The sequence below is a fragment of the Hahella ganghwensis DSM 17046 genome (genome assembly GCF_000376785.1).
Lineage (GTDB): Bacteria > Pseudomonadota > Gammaproteobacteria > Pseudomonadales > Oleiphilaceae > Hahella > Hahella ganghwensis.
The window spans coordinates 78,337-92,353 of sequence record NZ_AQXX01000132.1 but is presented as its reverse complement, the minus strand read 5'-3'; the positions used below and the strand labels follow the sequence as shown (position 1 = coordinate 92,353).

The following is a 14,017-nucleotide window of genomic DNA, read 5'->3' as shown; positions in this document are numbered from 1 at the left end:
TCATGCCCTGAACAACGTTGACTCTAAACTCAGAACCCGTCTTTTAATAAGGCACGTCCATCGCCTCACACAGGAACTGCACCAACGGTCCAGCTGCCGCAAATGCGCCAGCAACATTTTTAACAAGACCTGGTTGTTCTGCCTGATTTGCCGGATATTCCGTCATGGCGAAAAAGCTTTTCCTTTTAATATCCTCAATATGAGGTTCATCCACCGAGAATCCTCTTGGCGGGCGACTTAAACTTTCACCTGATACACCGCCATGAACCTTCAACAGTTTTTTATTACTTAATACTTGCTCCCACTGTTCCGGCTTGTCCCGAATTCGTTCGCGGATCTTCAATAAGGTTTTCGGTTCCGGCATCCATATTCCACCACCACATATCAACTTGTCAGTACCAAAGTGCACATAGAAACCCGGTGTATGGACGTTCTTGTAGAACTGATGGCGGAATTGGGCGGAAGCATGAGTCTTATAGGGTGTTTTGTCCTTTGAAAATCGAGTATCCCGGTATATTCGAAAAATAGACCCACCGTTCAAACGAGAATCTGCGACAAAATAGGGAGACACTTTCATCAACTCCGGCTCCATTGCCTCAATAAAACTGACCAGAGGCTGTTGCACGTCCTCCCTGTATCTATCTTTATTTCCGTTGAACCAGTCACGGTTATTGTTATCGACAAGGTCGTTAAAGAAACTCAAAAATGAAGGGCTGAATGCAGAAAATGCCGTAGCCATGGTAAGCGATTCCTTCTTATCAAATGCTGCCTTAGAGGTTTTACCCCAATACTGCGGACACTTCTAAAAAACGTTAGAAGCCTTAACGGCAGCACAAGTCGTTCTTCAGTGGCGCCGTGGAGGTTGAAAGCCGTGCTTCACTGGCCATCCTTCATCCCGGCCAGAAACAACAGTCCAGACTACCTTAGACGGCTAGACAGAATTCTGTATTAATTTCCTGGATGAGAGAAGCCCTTTGGGATTGCCGACATCACATCTATGAAGCTCTAGCAGGTTGCTAGGCCGACATCGCGTGGCGTATCACCGCCGGGACCCTCTGAACAACGGTACTCGAATGTTGCTGATAGAAGCCTCTCTCTTTCAGCAATTTATGCATGCGGGGTAGATGATAAGCAGGAACCGTCGGCATAGCATGATGCTCACAATGATAATTAACACCATGAGGAGCAAATATCAGGCGTTTTTGTCTTTTTAAAAGCTGCCAGATTCCCAGAATAAGTATTTATAGAGGTTATTCTGGCAGGACATTACTGGTACCGTCTTCTCTTTCAAGACTCAGGTATTGAATGGCAACTTCCCTGAATCGACCTTCCTTCGCCAGCTTGGAGTAACCGCGATTAAAATCGGTTACGATTTCCCTACCATTGGCCAGAGACCGCGGTACGATAAGGTGCAGGCCATGTACGGTAATTTTTCGTCGATGGACCAGTATGTTGCTTCTTTGCTGTTCAGAAAAATCCGTTCTGAGAATATCCAGTCCAACCAGATACGAGGCAGGAAAAGCATCCAAACGACCAACTTTCAGCATATCAAAGCCGATCTTGTCGGAATTAATCATAATAGGGTGGAACTTTCTTGATTCAACAGCCTCCACCCACTCTTTTGAATACTGGTACCCCAGGACACCGCCGATATTGTAGCGGCTCAGATCATCATAACTGTCCCAGTCAAAATCACCTCCACGACGATAGAAGAACACATTGGAAGTGACAATAACGGGAATGCTGTAGTAGAAATGTTCGCGCCTTTCTTCCCGATCAGCCCATAGGTAGCTGGCATCATAGTGGCCTTCCTCGGCCTCCCCGAAGGCTCGTTTCCAAGGCAGAAAACCAGTTCCACGTCATAACCGACGTTGGCCAGACTTTCCCGAAGAATAACTGCCGCCATCCCTTCGTCAGGGAGGTCCTGGCCGATATAAGGCTCCCAGTTCCCAACGGATATTCTTAATACCGTTTCAGCCCCTGCGACTCCAGACCATAGTAGAGCCAAGGTAAGGATAATTGCCGTAAACCTCATTCTGATCTCCCGCCAACCCGGTGTCATTCATGGTTTCAGGACAGCGACCATTATTGCCGGTAAATCTCCGGGTTATGCCGCTCAATTTCTCTCGCCTTCCATAGGGAACAGATTTTCAAGAACCTCTTCTTTATAAAGATAGTCTCAATAAAGATAATCGGCTAGAGCGGCAATGCCAGTGGAGCTTCGTCCAGTAACGCTAATTGCTCCCGTAATTCCAGGATGTGCTCCCCCCAGTATCTTTCAGTATTGAACCAGGGAAAGTTGCGGGGGAATGCGGGATCCTCCCAGCGACGGGCCAGCCAGGCACAGTAATGCAACATACGCAAAGTGCGTAAAGGCTCAATCCATTTAAGTTGTTGTAGCGGAAACTCGTAGAACTCATTGTAGCCATCCACAATTTCACTGAGTTGCTGTACTTGGTGGTGTCTCTCACCCGAGAGCAGCATCCACATATCCTGGATGGCCGGCGCCATGCGCGAATCATCGAAGTCGACAAAATGCACCAGTTCATCCCGCCACAGCATATTTCCGATATGGCAATCCCCATGGGTTCGGATACAACTGGCGGCGTATTCCTCTCCCAAGCGTTCTTTGAGAATCGCAAGAAGATCACGGGTTAATGATCCGTAGGCCGATTTCAGACTGTTCGGAATAAAGTTCTGGCAGACATACTCAACACATTCCTCCCCATACGAACGCACATCAATGGTCGGGCGGTACTGGAAAGCGGCTGTCGCAGACACCGCATGAATGCGCCCCATCAGACGACCCAGAATAAACAGATTATCCAGCTGGTCCAATTCTGGCGCATGCCCTCCCTTGCGGGGGTATAAAGAGAAATAGAAGCCTTCGTAGTAGCGGACACTTTCCCCATTATCCCTACGGATAGGCGTCACCACGGGAAGCTCGTGACTCTCAAGTTCGAAGGTATAGTCGTGCTCTTCCTTGATTTGGTCATAACTCCATCTTTCCGGACGATAAAACTTGGCAATCAAGGGTACAGATTCTTCGATACCGACCTGATATACCCGGTTTTCATAGCTGTTGAGAGGAAATATACGGCCGTCACACCATAGCCCTTCCGCCTCCACTGCGTTAAGAATAAATTCGGGAGTGAGGGATTCAAAAGGATGTAGATTGCCCGATATTGAGGTCATTAAGTCGCCAGCCTGGTTTTAAAGATAACAAGACCACAGTCTAGGGATCTTCATTAAAGATGTCATTCAGCCAGTTAGCTTCTGCCACCAGACGAACGTGAAAAGTCAGTCGTTTCTCTGCGATATAGGGAAAACCATTATGAAAGTCTACCGACCATGCCAGACTCGGTCTTTCCGGCACTTCGGTACGCGTCCAGTACCGTCCAGACATCGTCTGCGAAAAATAACGGGTATCGATATCCGGATAATAGTTGACCGGATGGTCCAGGAGCCGGAGTTCATGTGCTTCCGGAAGCCGCCAATCCTCTGTCCCGCAGAGTCCCTCAAGACGCATTTCCTCGACATACCCGTCAGTGTCACAACGGGTGCCATAGCAATCCCCCTGATCCTGGACGCCTTCTATCATCGGTTTTTCTTTCATGGGCTCTTCTTCCATAGGTCCTGCTCCCATAGATCTTTCTCCTATAGGCCCTTCTCCTATAGACCCTTCTCCTATAGAAAAGTACCAGGAATAGGTGTTCTCCCGATCCTGCCAGCCACCATCATCGCGTTTAACTTCCCATAGCAGACCCGTCGAGCTGTCATAGACACAAGACCAGAAATCCGCATTTGGCTCGAGAAGCTCCCCGTCATAATTCACTTTATAGAATCGCTCTGGCTGTGGTCCTGATTGATCCTGTACCAGCAAATTTTCTGATCTCATAGATTCAGGGTTTGAAGGTTTAGCCGATAGGGCAGGAGAGGGAGGCTCGGATTTTCTCATGGAGAGAGTAGGAGACATTATCCATTGCAGCCAGAAAGCAATGAGGCTCCCAAAAATAACGATGAGTATGAGGATCACTATTCGACGTTTACGCAATTAGCCCCCCACAAACTCCGGATATTTACAATCGTTCACGCAATCAATTGCAATTAGCCGTCACGCAGCATTGAGACTGACACATTAACACTATATGATCGCGCGCTGAACTTCTCACCAGTAGGTTTTTTAGTATGCTTCATGTGGTTGGCCTGCCCCGCTGGATGCGATTTACACCATGGATGATTGTTTCAGGATTTCTTTTTTCTGCCACCCCGGCACTGTCTGCAACACCTTTGGAGAAGGCCCTAAAGTCCAATCCAGATGCGTTATTTGCTATTCATGGTTCCAACACAATCGGAGCCCACCTCGCTCCAGCTCTGTTAACAGACTACCTTAATAGCCAGGGAGCCGCTCAGCCTGAGCTTGCCGCTACCAGTGTTGAAAACGAACGCTATGTCATGGCAAAACTAAACAGTCAGCAGGGCAGAGTCCTGGTGGCGGCACACGGTTCAAGCACAGGCTTCAAGGCAATGTCTGCCGGTAAGGCTGATATTTGGGCAGCTTCTCGTCCGGCCAAAAGCAAAGAAATTGATGCTTTCAAGGGCCAGGCTGATTTGACCTCGATGTCGTCCGAACACGTCATTGCGATTGATGGATTGGCGATTCTGATTCATCCCCGGAATCCTGTTGAAAAACTGACGAAAGAACAAATCAATCTTCTTTTTTCTGGTGCCATCAAAAATTGGAAAGAGGTTGGCGGAAGAGATCAGGCCGTTCACGTCTACGCCCGTGATGAAGCATCCGGTACCTGGGATACTTTCAAATCACTGGTGCTGGGTGATAAAAAGCTGGTAGCTTCAGCCAAACGCTATGAATCCAATGATCAGCTATCTGACGATGTCAGCCAGGATGTAGGTGGGATAGGGTTTGCCGGCTTCGCCAGCATTCGGGAGAGCAAGGCGGTTGCTGTCGCGGACAGTGATACCTCACCGGCAATTCTGCCCAGCCGCCTGACAATAGCAACGGAAGACTATCCTCTGTCCCGTCGCCTGTTTTTTTACACCATGGGTGAGCCTAAAAACCCACTGGTTAAAGACTTCATTGAGTTTGTACTGTCCAGCAAAGGACAGACTGTTGTAGGGAAAACCGGTTTTGTAGAACAAAACCTTCTGGCAGTTGAACCCAACTTGGGTGATTCAGTTCCGGAATCCTTCAAACGCATGACAGCCAATTATCAGCGTCTGTCAGTCAACTTCCGCTTTTCTGAAGGTCGCACCAAGCTTGATAATAAAGCGCAAAGAGACATCCTGCGGATTGTTGATTACCTGAAAGACAGTAACCGGGAAGCCCGGGATCTCATGTTGATTGGATTTGCTGACCAACAGACCAATGAATTTCGCGCCCAGCAGATTTCAGAGTTGAGGGCATTGTCTGTACAGAAAGCTCTGAAGAAAAATGGCGTGGAGGTAAAAGCGTTTACCGGATACGGTCAATATATGCAGGTCGCGCAAAGCGGTGGTCAGACCGGTGCCAGCCGCAATGGCCGGGTTGAAGTCTGGATCAGACGATAACCCCAACGCTGTTCCAACCCCCTACTCCAGGCAGCCAGATCAGACCCCAAATTGGGACATCTGTACATCTGGCTGTCTTCGTTTCTTCCTCAGACACCTCATCCAAACAGTGACTGCCCTTTCAAAGTAGCCATTAAGACATCATTCAAAACTGATCTGGATTTTGACATCACCAGGACGTCCACTGGCTGCACGATCAAATGCCTCAATACTTTCCCTGAAAGGAAAATTCCTGATATCAAAGGCTTGATATCAAGCTGACCGGAGCTCAGTAATGCCAACGCACGGGGAAACTGATTTGCATAACGAAACACCGATTCAATCCTGATCTCCTTCGCCTGCACAGAGACAACGTCTAATGACACGGGTTCTGGAGGCATGCCCACCAAAACGACACAGCCGCCTGGGCAGGCAACATCACACAGATTTTCAAATGCTTGGGGGCTTCCTGAAGCCTCAAAAACAACCTGGGCTCCCCAGCCGTTTGTTTGCTCCGCAACGACCTCAGCAAGATCCTGCTCAGCTATATTAACCGGAATAACCGCATCGTAGCTGCCGGCAATTTCCAGCTTTTCCTGAACGAGGTCAGCCACAATCACTTTACTGCAACCACCAGCCACCGCCGCCAGTGCGGTCAGAATCCCAATCGTACCGGCACCCACCACAACAGCAATATCACCAGGACGTATATGAGCCTTATCCGCTGCCTGCATCCCGGTTGCCAGAGGTTCGATCAGCGCCCCTTCAGAAAAACTGACATTGTCGGGCAACTTGAAGCTAAACGCCGCAGGATGAACCACTTCCGGGGTCAGGCAACCGTGAATAGGCGGAGTGGCCCAAAACCGGACTGCGGGATCAAGATTGTACTTACCTTCAAGCACTGCCCGTGAATTCACGTCAGGTATGCCCGGCTCCATGCAGACACGATCACCCGGCTTCAAGTGAGTCACCTTATCGCCGCAGGCGATCACCACACCGGAGGCCTCGTGTCCCAGAACCATAGGTTCACGCACGACAAATGGACCGATTGCACCATGCTTGTAATAGTGAACATCGCTTCCACATACCCCGACATTCCTAACCGCGATACGAACCTCATTACTCCCCATGGTCTGGTCCAGTTCAATATCCCGGATCGTCAGTGTGCCGGCTTTTTCCAGTACAAGTGCTTGTGCATACATAGTATTCAGTGCTTCTTATCATCCAATAAATATGAAATCCAGAAATCAACGTCGAGTGACGTGACTGGTATTTGATCATTAGAAGCTTTTACCGAAAAACCGACAAATACCCGGTGGACGAAGTTATGTATTTTATTGTCGTCACCATGGTGACGACAGGCGAGGACGCTATGAACGTTTCAGGTCGTGGATAAATGATCGACGGTAATCACTGGGCGTGTGGCCCTTGATCTCAAGAAAACGACGATTGAAATTGGCAATGTTGTTGTAGCCGACTTCAAAGCAGATTTCGGTGATTGGCAAACGACTGTGAGTCAATAATTCCGCCGCCTTATTCACCCGCAAACGGTTAACAAAATCCACAAATCGGTGACCTGATACCCGCTTGAACTGTTTTGAAAAGTAGGCAGGGCTGACTCCCATATACTGAGCAATATCCTCTAGTGAAATATCGCTCTCGTAATGTTCGAGAATGTAGTCGTTGGCTTTGTTCAACCAGTCGAGATTGGGTTTATCGATCAATGGCTGATGAAATTCACTGGACAAGGTTCGGTACTGATCGGTGGTTGCCAGTAGCTCAAGTAAAGTCAGAAAGGTTAACAGGCGCTTCATCCCGTTGCTGCCAGAAAGCTCATCAAACAACGCTGTTGCCTGCCTGACGACTTCCTGGCCATGAAACTCTATGCCTAGCTTGGCCCGCTCAAGCATGGGCTCCAGGGACCTTAACTCAGGCAACTGTGACCGCAATCCCTGAAGAAGGTCCGCCGAAAAGTGAACCACCTGATCCCGAATTTCCACGGTTTGTCCAGGTTCCAGATCGCTGATCCAGTTATGAGGTAAGTTCGGTGCGACAAGAACCAGGTTTCCGGGGCGAAAACTGCCAATATGATCCCCAACAAAAAACTTGCCGGCGGTATGTCTGACCAGGTGTAACTCGTATTCTTTATGGTGATGCCATCGGATGAGCGGGCTTGGAGCACCGTGCTCAATAAAATGGATAGATTCGTCGTGGGACTGTTCTACCCATTCATACTCTGGTTTCATGAAATCGCTGGGATTCAAGAAATGACTGGGCTTCAAGTGTCGATGGGATTTCTGAAACTGGTGTTTTTTTGAAAGCTGGGGATTATTTTCCACGAGGTCACCTCTGGAAATAAGTTTGCCACCAGCTTTATTGGCCTACAAGGACTTCCTGGCCTTGACGATAAACTGGGTACGCTCCGATTCGTCCGGAATACTTTTCGCCAGTTGCTGATACAGTTCCTCCAAAGAACTGGCCTGCGTCAGGGATTTTTTCACAATACGGGACGCCAGTGGACCCACATGGTGCGCCAGCAGCCGAGTCAGTTTATGCACGGTTTCTCCGCTCAGAGTCATTGAGCTGATCGTGCCTCCCTGGCGGCTGTTATCCACAGATCCGATCGTGGTAATCCTTGAAGCGCCTGAGCCCGTTGTTTCCTGGGGCATTGAGCGGATACCGGTCTGATTCAGAGTATTAATAAAATCGCGTCGCTCTTTATCCTGAGGTATATGCTTCGACAAACGCTCGATCATTTCCTGCAATGAACCAGAACTGGAAGCTGCATTTCTGATCATATGATTCGCCACCGGTCCCAGAAATGGCGCCAGGGACTGACTGAGTATCTGGGAGACTTCCGGTGAGAGCGCAATCTGTGACCCACTCTGACTGGATAAATGGCTCTCAGTTCCCGGCTGATGAGCCTTTCGATCAGAAAAGGTAATTTTGCTCTGAATGACCGTTGCAGCCAGGTCATTCAACTCCGGTACATAGACCTGATCCGGCGATATCAGAGTCTTGAGACGGGCCGCGAACTCTTGCCCTGTGGCAAAACGATCTTTAGGTTCAGCGGCAACGGCTTTATTCAGAAGTTCACAGAAATCCTGATCCAGTTGGGGAGGTAATACTGAACTCTTGGCCACTATCCGGCTGACTTCCTCTACCGTCCAATGTGTGCCAGCCTTCTGGGGCCGGCTACCGGAAATCAGTTCCATCAATACAATTGCGGTGGAATACAGATCACTGCGGCCGTCAACCAGATCACCTCGAAGCGCTTCCGGCGACATATAGCTGGGAGTCCCGATAACATCACCCACATTGGTGAGCTCAGATGTATCCAGTTTTGCGACGCCGAAATCCGTCACTTTGACGTGGCCGGATTCCAGCAGTAACACGTTGGCCGGTTTGATATCCCGATGTACCACGCCTTTCATGTGAGCGTAATCGAGGGCTTCAAGAACCTGGATGACCAAATCACCAATCTGCTTGATGGTCAGTAAGGAACCTTCCTTCAGGAAAGACCGCAAATCAATACCGTCCACATACTCCATCACCATGTACGGCGATTTCTTGATGACGCCGTAATCAAAAACGGTCACGATATTCGTATGGAGACAGCGCGCTGCTGCCTGAGCTTCCTGGCGGAATCGCGCCAATAATCCTACGTCGTCCTCATGCATAATCAGGTGAGCATGCAACATCTTGATGGCGACAGGCCGCTCAATATCCGGATCAAATCCCTTATACACAACCCCCATGGCTCCCTGTCCAATGGTGGATTCCACTTTATATTTTCCTATCGTTTCAAATGGCGGTCGGCTACTCATAGTGTTTGATGTGATTATTCAGTGCACAATAAGAAAGGTTAACGGTTACGACTTCTGTGTTACCTGCAAATTCCATCCAGTCACTCGCAGATGAACACTAGGGTCTGTTGACGCTTTTGGTACGACAACAGACCCTAGTGTAGTCCTTCCCGAAACATAAGAGTGTAAGAATTCGTAATTATGACCAATATGATACGGCAAGTATCAGGCATCAACACTCTGATAACACCTGAGTATGTAAAAGTTGTGACTGGTTTCTGAAGAAAAGACAAAGGGTTGCAGGAAAAACCTACAACCCTCCAGGGGATCAGACGGTTTCGTCCAGCATTTTGACGGCATTGGCCAGACTACGGTGCATACGGTTAAACGACTGGGTCAATGATGAGATTTCATCATTTCCTTTTACCGCCATTTCTTCCGCTTCCAGAGCACCAAGGCTGACTTCATTCGCTTTTTCTGACAATTTCTTCACCGGCTTGATAACGACAAAGTCCAGCATAATGTTGAGCAGGATCGCGATCAGAATGAAAACGCCGATCAGCAATGACATGAACACCTTGAAGGTGTTGTCCGCCCGCTCCAGCGGCACGGACATCGGTACCGTTACGATCTGGGCGCCCACCACTTCATTCAGTTTCCAACCAAATCCATTGGACGGCCCATATCTATCGATCATTGTCTGTGGCGCAGCAGAAGGCTGACTATGGCAAGTCAGGCAGCCCGGGTCTTTGATCTTTATTGGTCGACTCAGATACAGAGAGGGCCCAGTAGGCGTATGACGGGTTCCAATCAATTCCTTATCGCTTTCATGATTGCGGAAATAGTTGATGATATCCGCTTCCCAGTCTGCCGCCCTGTCCGAGGGGTTGGTCGGATTGAGAGCCGCTTCACGATAGCTGTATTCATCGTACTCCTGTTGCAACTGCTTGATATATTGGTGAGCAGCATAAGCAGGAACTGTCTGTGGCAGGAATTGACGCTTTTGCTGCAATGCCAGCAGCGGTCTGATTTCACCGACGGTGTAGCCCCGCACCGCCAGAGCACTCTGCATCATTATCCGGGCACTATCGAGCACTTCATCGCGCGCGTTCTTCTGCAGCAGGTCATAAACCAATACTGCTGCCAGCGCAATCCCGGCAAGCGAGGCAAGGCCCAGCACCAGGTTGAACTTGATACGTAACGTCATTCTCTGGGTTTCCTGTGATATTCGTTATAAGTTATTACAGTTAAGCAGTGCCGGTATTGCCACGCGCATCTCTTCCAGAGGCAGAACCAGCTGCTGGGTTTCGGTCTTCGGCCAGGTTGGCCAGAAACCAACACTAACCCTCAGCTCACCGGCATTGGCCAGCATTCCCGTAAAATCGCCTTTGACAGTTGCACTACTGTCTCCAATCAGATTGGAATAGGGAACCAATGACAGAGCATCTATCTGAATACCTGAATTCTCGTAGGTAAGGTCGATATTGGAACCAGTATAGATGTTTATTTCGTCTTTCCGTACTTCAGCCTGGAAATTGGTCATATCGTAACCGTCGTTGATTTTGAGGTTACTGCTCACCAGTCGGCAGGTGTCCGGGTGTTGATTGTCCCAGTTTCGTTCCAGTGTCCAGGTACCAAAGCGATAAGGCAGATCTGCTGCGGTGATGGAAAACTCACCTGAGTCGCCGCTGACGGCATCCTCAACCACCGACAAATTCGATTCAGAGGTACCGGGCTCAGCCAGAGCGACTTTAACCTCTTCCGATTTAGCAGTGGCTGCCTTTTCCTCTACCTTAGCAGAGGATTTGGTTGCGGCATCTGCGGCAATTGCTGCTTTCTTATCCGTTTTTTCCTGAGTTTTAGCTGCAACAGGTGCTTTCTTGGTTTCTACCTTTACTTCCGCCTTTTTTTGAGGGGCTGCCGACTCCTTCTTTTTAGTAACCTTTGTTTTGGTTGTCTGAGCGGGTTGTTTCACCTGTTTGGGCGCCGGTTCCACCGGCTCTATTACTTTTGTTTCCTTCGTTTCGGCAACAGCCACTTGCTTTTTCGTCTGTGTGGCAGTTTGGTCTTCCGGTTTACTATCAGCGGAAGTAGACGGCGCGGACGTACCAGTTTCCGAAGTCGCTACCGACATTCCATACTCGGAGCCATCCGTAGAAGGCTTGGCCGAGTTTCCACCAGCGCTGCTATTAGAGGTGTTTGTGGCGCATCCCTGCATAAGCGCCAATAACGCTACCGAAGACACCAACGAGCGGGTGACGGAGCGTGATTTCGTGGATTGAGTCATTTTCATGAAAAGAGATTCCCTGGGTAACTATGCTGCATATTGTCAGCAACACCCTGATTATTCACAAGCTTTTTACTCATTATAGGCTGTTCAGTCAGGAATTCCGCCTTTCGTCAGAGCTTTGGGGTCCAACAGTTGCTGGAGACGTGCCCTGTCCAGATCCGTCTGCTCCTCCGCCACGTCCAGAATGGGTCTTTGCTGCTGATAGGCCTGTTTGGCAATTTCTGCGGCCTTGGCGTACCCGACCACCGAGTTCAATGCCGTGACCAGAATCGGATTCATTGCCAGCGCCTTTTCCAGGTTCTCTGACCTGACTGAAAATCCTTCAATGGCCTTCTCTGCCAGAGACTTTGCACTGTTGGCCATGAGTTCAATACTCTGCAATAGGTTGTATGCAATGACCGGAAGCATGACGTTCAGCTGAAAAATTCCCGATTGCCCGGCCACGGTAACGGTCGCGTCATTGCCAATCACCTGGGCACAAGCCATAGCAACGGCTTCGGGAATCACCGGGTTAACTTTCCCCGGCATTATGGAAGAGCCTGGCTGAAGTGCTTTCAATTCAATTTCTCCAAGACCTGCCAAGGGCCCTGAATTCATCCATCGCAAATCGTTGCTGATCTTCAGCATGGCACAGGCGAGGGTTTTTAATTGTCCAGAGAGACAAACGGCGGCTTCCTGTCCGGCGATACTGGCAAAAAAATCAGGGCTTGGCCGGAAAGTCATTTGAGACAGCTCACTTAGGTGCCGTGAAAACACATCTGCAAACTCCGGATGCGCATTGATACCGGTTCCGATCGCCGTGCCACCTTGCGCCAGGGCCTCAATCTGACGAACCGCAAAATGTATACCTTCCATCGCGTTTCTGAGTTGCTGAGCCCAGCCACCCATTTCCTGGGAGAGGGTCAACGGCATGGCATCCATGAGGTGAGTTCTTCCGGTTTTTACCACATCAGTATGCTGCCTGGCCTTTTCCTCAATGGCGCTGATCAGCGACTCCACTGCAGGAATCAGATTTTGGTCCAAAGCCATTGCAGCACTGGCATGTATTGCCGAGGGGATGACATCGTTACTGCTTTGTCCCATGTTCACATGATCGTTCGGATTCACCGGCTCCGCACAAAGAGCCTGGGCCCGACTCGCAATCACTTCATTCATGTTCATGTTGGAACTGGTACCCGAACCGGTTTGAAAGACATCAACGGGAAATTGTTCCAGGGGGAGTTTTTCAATAACGGAAACAGCAGCCTTCTCAATCGCTTCAGCCCTGGCTTCATCAAGAAGCCCCAGCTCACCATTGCTGCGGGCAGCTGCAAGCTTGATCATGGCCAGGGCCTCAATAAACGTTGCCGGCATGGTAAGCGAACTGATTCTGAAGTTATCAATAGCCCTTTGCGTCTGCGCACCGTATTGAGCCCATCCGGGGACACTGACTTCACCCATACTGTCTTTTTCGATGCGACTTTTTGGTGCCTCTCTGGAATCTACCATAATGAATCATCCCTCAATTTGGTGAATATCCTTAATCAACCAGTGATTTGTGTCACTCTGTCATATAGATATAAGCAGTTCTGACCGAAAAAGATCACTCTGACGAACTGGACCGGGCGTAATAATCATCCAGATACCGGAGTATTCTTACCGACTCGAACAATTCAGTCTGATGATTCGGGTCCACCAGATAGGGAACCTGAACCTCCCCATGCTGCTGTAGAAACAGCTCCCGCTTAGATCCCGGCAGCGGACGATATTTCCCCAAATGCAGGCGATGACCCGCCGGCCCCATATCTGCCCACTGCTGCTTGCTCAAGTTTATCAGCCTGTAGGGAATTTCCAGCTCACACAATCGTTCTCTAACCGGGCGAGAGAAAGGGCTTGATTCAAAACTATATAGGGTCAGGGGTTTAGAAGGGGCCAGAGAAGCTTTCACCTGTGTGCCCTTAAGTCCACGTACCCAAGTCGTCAGATGCGAGCTGACCAGATTAAGTGCTGTTTCAGAAATCTGCTTGGGAGGTTCACTCCCTCGATATTCCAGAAAGAGATATTCAATAATTTCCTGGGCCCCACTGATACGGGTTTCGGTATTGGGATCAACCAGAAAGGGAACGCTGCAGTCGCCGGACAGAGATTCCAGTTTTTCAGCAAAGCGACTGCCACCTTCCGGGCAGGGATAAATCATTGCATCAAGATTCAGTTCAGTCAGTGCTTCCCTGACCAATCTGCACTTGGGACACCCCTCACGGTCATATAATTCGGGAAGGTGTTCAGGTTGCTGAGTTTTTTTACTGCCGGATGTCCCTCGCCAAAAACGGGTGGTTGAAGCCAGTGTCGAGTTAATCACATTGCGAATATGGGAATTCGGAAACATTGGAGATCT

General features: G+C 49.4%; 14 protein-coding genes. 1 reads left to right on the top strand and 13 read right to left on the bottom strand.

Annotated elements, in window-relative coordinates; genetic code table 11:
- Positions 1-43: 43 nt before the first annotated feature.
- From F566_RS0122180 to F566_RS0122160, 6 genes are all read right to left on the bottom strand, one after another.
- Positions 44-739, bottom strand: a complete 696-nt coding sequence (locus F566_RS0122180; protein WP_020409233.1) for a DUF2461 domain-containing protein — start codon at positions 737-739, stop codon at positions 44-46.
- A 277-nt stretch (positions 740-1,016) separates the two neighbouring features.
- Positions 1,017-1,193 carry a fatty acid desaturase gene (locus F566_RS38395; RefSeq protein ID WP_425402017.1) on the bottom strand — a complete coding sequence of 59 codons (177 nt, stop codon included), beginning with the start codon at positions 1,191-1,193 and terminating at the stop codon, positions 1,017-1,019.
- 57 nt (positions 1,194-1,250) lie between these two features.
- Positions 1,251-1,718, bottom strand: coding sequence for a hypothetical protein (locus F566_RS36445; RefSeq protein ID WP_425402016.1), 468 nt, complete (start codon positions 1,716-1,718; stop codon positions 1,251-1,253).
- Positions 1,664-2,035, bottom strand: a complete 372-nt coding sequence (locus F566_RS38390) for a hypothetical protein (RefSeq protein ID WP_425402015.1) — start codon at positions 2,033-2,035, stop codon at positions 1,664-1,666. Before F566_RS38390 ends, F566_RS36445 begins: the two co-directional genes overlap by 55 nt.
- A 161-nt stretch (positions 2,036-2,196) precedes the next feature.
- Positions 2,197-3,195 (bottom strand): serine/threonine protein kinase, encoded by a 999-nt coding sequence (locus tag F566_RS0122165; RefSeq protein ID WP_020409231.1) that lies wholly within the window; start codon positions 3,193-3,195, stop codon positions 2,197-2,199.
- 40 nt (positions 3,196-3,235) lie between these two features.
- Positions 3,236-3,898, bottom strand: a complete 663-nt coding sequence (locus F566_RS0122160; protein WP_157496999.1) for an Lcl C-terminal domain-containing protein — start codon at positions 3,896-3,898, stop codon at positions 3,236-3,238.
- A 290-nt stretch (positions 3,899-4,188) separates the two neighbouring features.
- On the opposite strand from F566_RS0122160, the gene F566_RS0122155 reads away from it, so the two are divergent.
- The gene (locus F566_RS0122155) at positions 4,189-5,568 is read left to right on the top strand and encodes a substrate-binding domain-containing protein (protein ID WP_020409229.1); all 1,380 of its coding nucleotides are present in this window, start codon (positions 4,189-4,191) and stop codon (positions 5,566-5,568) included.
- Between the two features lie 98 nt (positions 5,569-5,666).
- Here F566_RS0122155 and F566_RS34970 read toward each other — a convergent pair whose 3' ends face one another.
- The 7 genes from F566_RS34970 to F566_RS0122120 form a co-directional block, all read right to left on the bottom strand.
- On the bottom strand, positions 5,667-6,749 hold the full coding sequence (locus tag F566_RS34970; RefSeq protein WP_245555287.1) for an NAD(P)-dependent alcohol dehydrogenase: 1,083 nt from the start codon (positions 6,747-6,749) through the stop codon (positions 5,667-5,669).
- A 168-nt stretch (positions 6,750-6,917) separates the two neighbouring features.
- On the bottom strand, positions 6,918-7,886 hold the full coding sequence (locus tag F566_RS0122145; protein WP_020409228.1) for a helix-turn-helix domain-containing protein: 969 nt from the start codon (positions 7,884-7,886) through the stop codon (positions 6,918-6,920).
- A gap of 42 nt (positions 7,887-7,928) precedes the next feature.
- On the bottom strand, positions 7,929-9,332 hold the full coding sequence (locus F566_RS0122140) for a serine/threonine-protein kinase (protein ID WP_020409227.1): 1,404 nt from the start codon (positions 9,330-9,332) through the stop codon (positions 7,929-7,931).
- A 349-nt stretch (positions 9,333-9,681) separates the two neighbouring features.
- Positions 9,682-10,560, bottom strand: coding sequence for a Tll0287-like domain-containing protein (locus F566_RS0122135; protein ID WP_020409226.1), 879 nt, complete (start codon positions 10,558-10,560; stop codon positions 9,682-9,684).
- Between the two features lie 24 nt (positions 10,561-10,584).
- On the bottom strand, positions 10,585-11,646 hold the full coding sequence (locus F566_RS0122130; RefSeq protein WP_020409225.1) for a hypothetical protein: 1,062 nt from the start codon (positions 11,644-11,646) through the stop codon (positions 10,585-10,587).
- Between the two features lie 84 nt (positions 11,647-11,730).
- Complete coding sequence (locus tag F566_RS0122125) at positions 11,731-13,131, bottom strand: class II fumarate hydratase (protein WP_020409224.1); 1,401 nt, start codon at positions 13,129-13,131, stop codon at positions 11,731-11,733.
- A 94-nt stretch (positions 13,132-13,225) separates the two neighbouring features.
- Positions 13,226-14,008 (bottom strand): glutathione S-transferase N-terminal domain-containing protein, encoded by a 783-nt coding sequence (locus tag F566_RS0122120; RefSeq protein ID WP_020409223.1) that lies wholly within the window; start codon positions 14,006-14,008, stop codon positions 13,226-13,228.
- Positions 14,009-14,017 lie beyond the last annotated feature (9 nt).

What these genes read in the sequence shown, in the direction of transcription:
- F566_RS0122180 (WP_020409233.1), bottom strand. Translation starts at nt 739, where the DNA reads ATGGCTACGGCATTTTCTGCATTCAGCCCTTCATTTTTGAGTTTCTTT.
- F566_RS38390 (WP_425402015.1), bottom strand. Translation starts at nt 2,035, where the DNA reads ATGAGGTTTACGGCAATTATCCTTACCTTGGCTCTACTATGGTCTGGA.
- F566_RS0122165 (WP_020409231.1), bottom strand. Translation starts at nt 3,195, where the DNA reads ATGACCTCAATATCGGGCAATCTACATCCTTTTGAATCCCTCACTCCC.
- F566_RS0122160 (WP_157496999.1), bottom strand. Translation starts at nt 3,898, where the DNA reads ATGAGATCAGAAAATTTGCTGGTACAGGATCAATCAGGACCACAGCCA.
- F566_RS0122155 (WP_020409229.1), top strand. Translation starts at nt 4,189, where the DNA reads ATGCTTCATGTGGTTGGCCTGCCCCGCTGGATGCGATTTACACCATGG.
- F566_RS34970 (WP_245555287.1), bottom strand. Translation starts at nt 6,749, where the DNA reads ATGTATGCACAAGCACTTGTACTGGAAAAAGCCGGCACACTGACGATC.
- F566_RS0122135 (WP_020409226.1), bottom strand. Translation starts at nt 10,560, where the DNA reads ATGACGTTACGTATCAAGTTCAACCTGGTGCTGGGCCTTGCCTCGCTT.
- F566_RS0122130 (WP_020409225.1), bottom strand. Translation starts at nt 11,646, where the DNA reads ATGAAAATGACTCAATCCACGAAATCACGCTCCGTCACCCGCTCGTTG.
- F566_RS0122125 (WP_020409224.1), bottom strand. Translation starts at nt 13,131, where the DNA reads ATGGTAGATTCCAGAGAGGCACCAAAAAGTCGCATCGAAAAAGACAGT.
- F566_RS0122120 (WP_020409223.1), bottom strand. Translation starts at nt 14,008, where the DNA reads ATGTTTCCGAATTCCCATATTCGCAATGTGATTAACTCGACACTGGCT.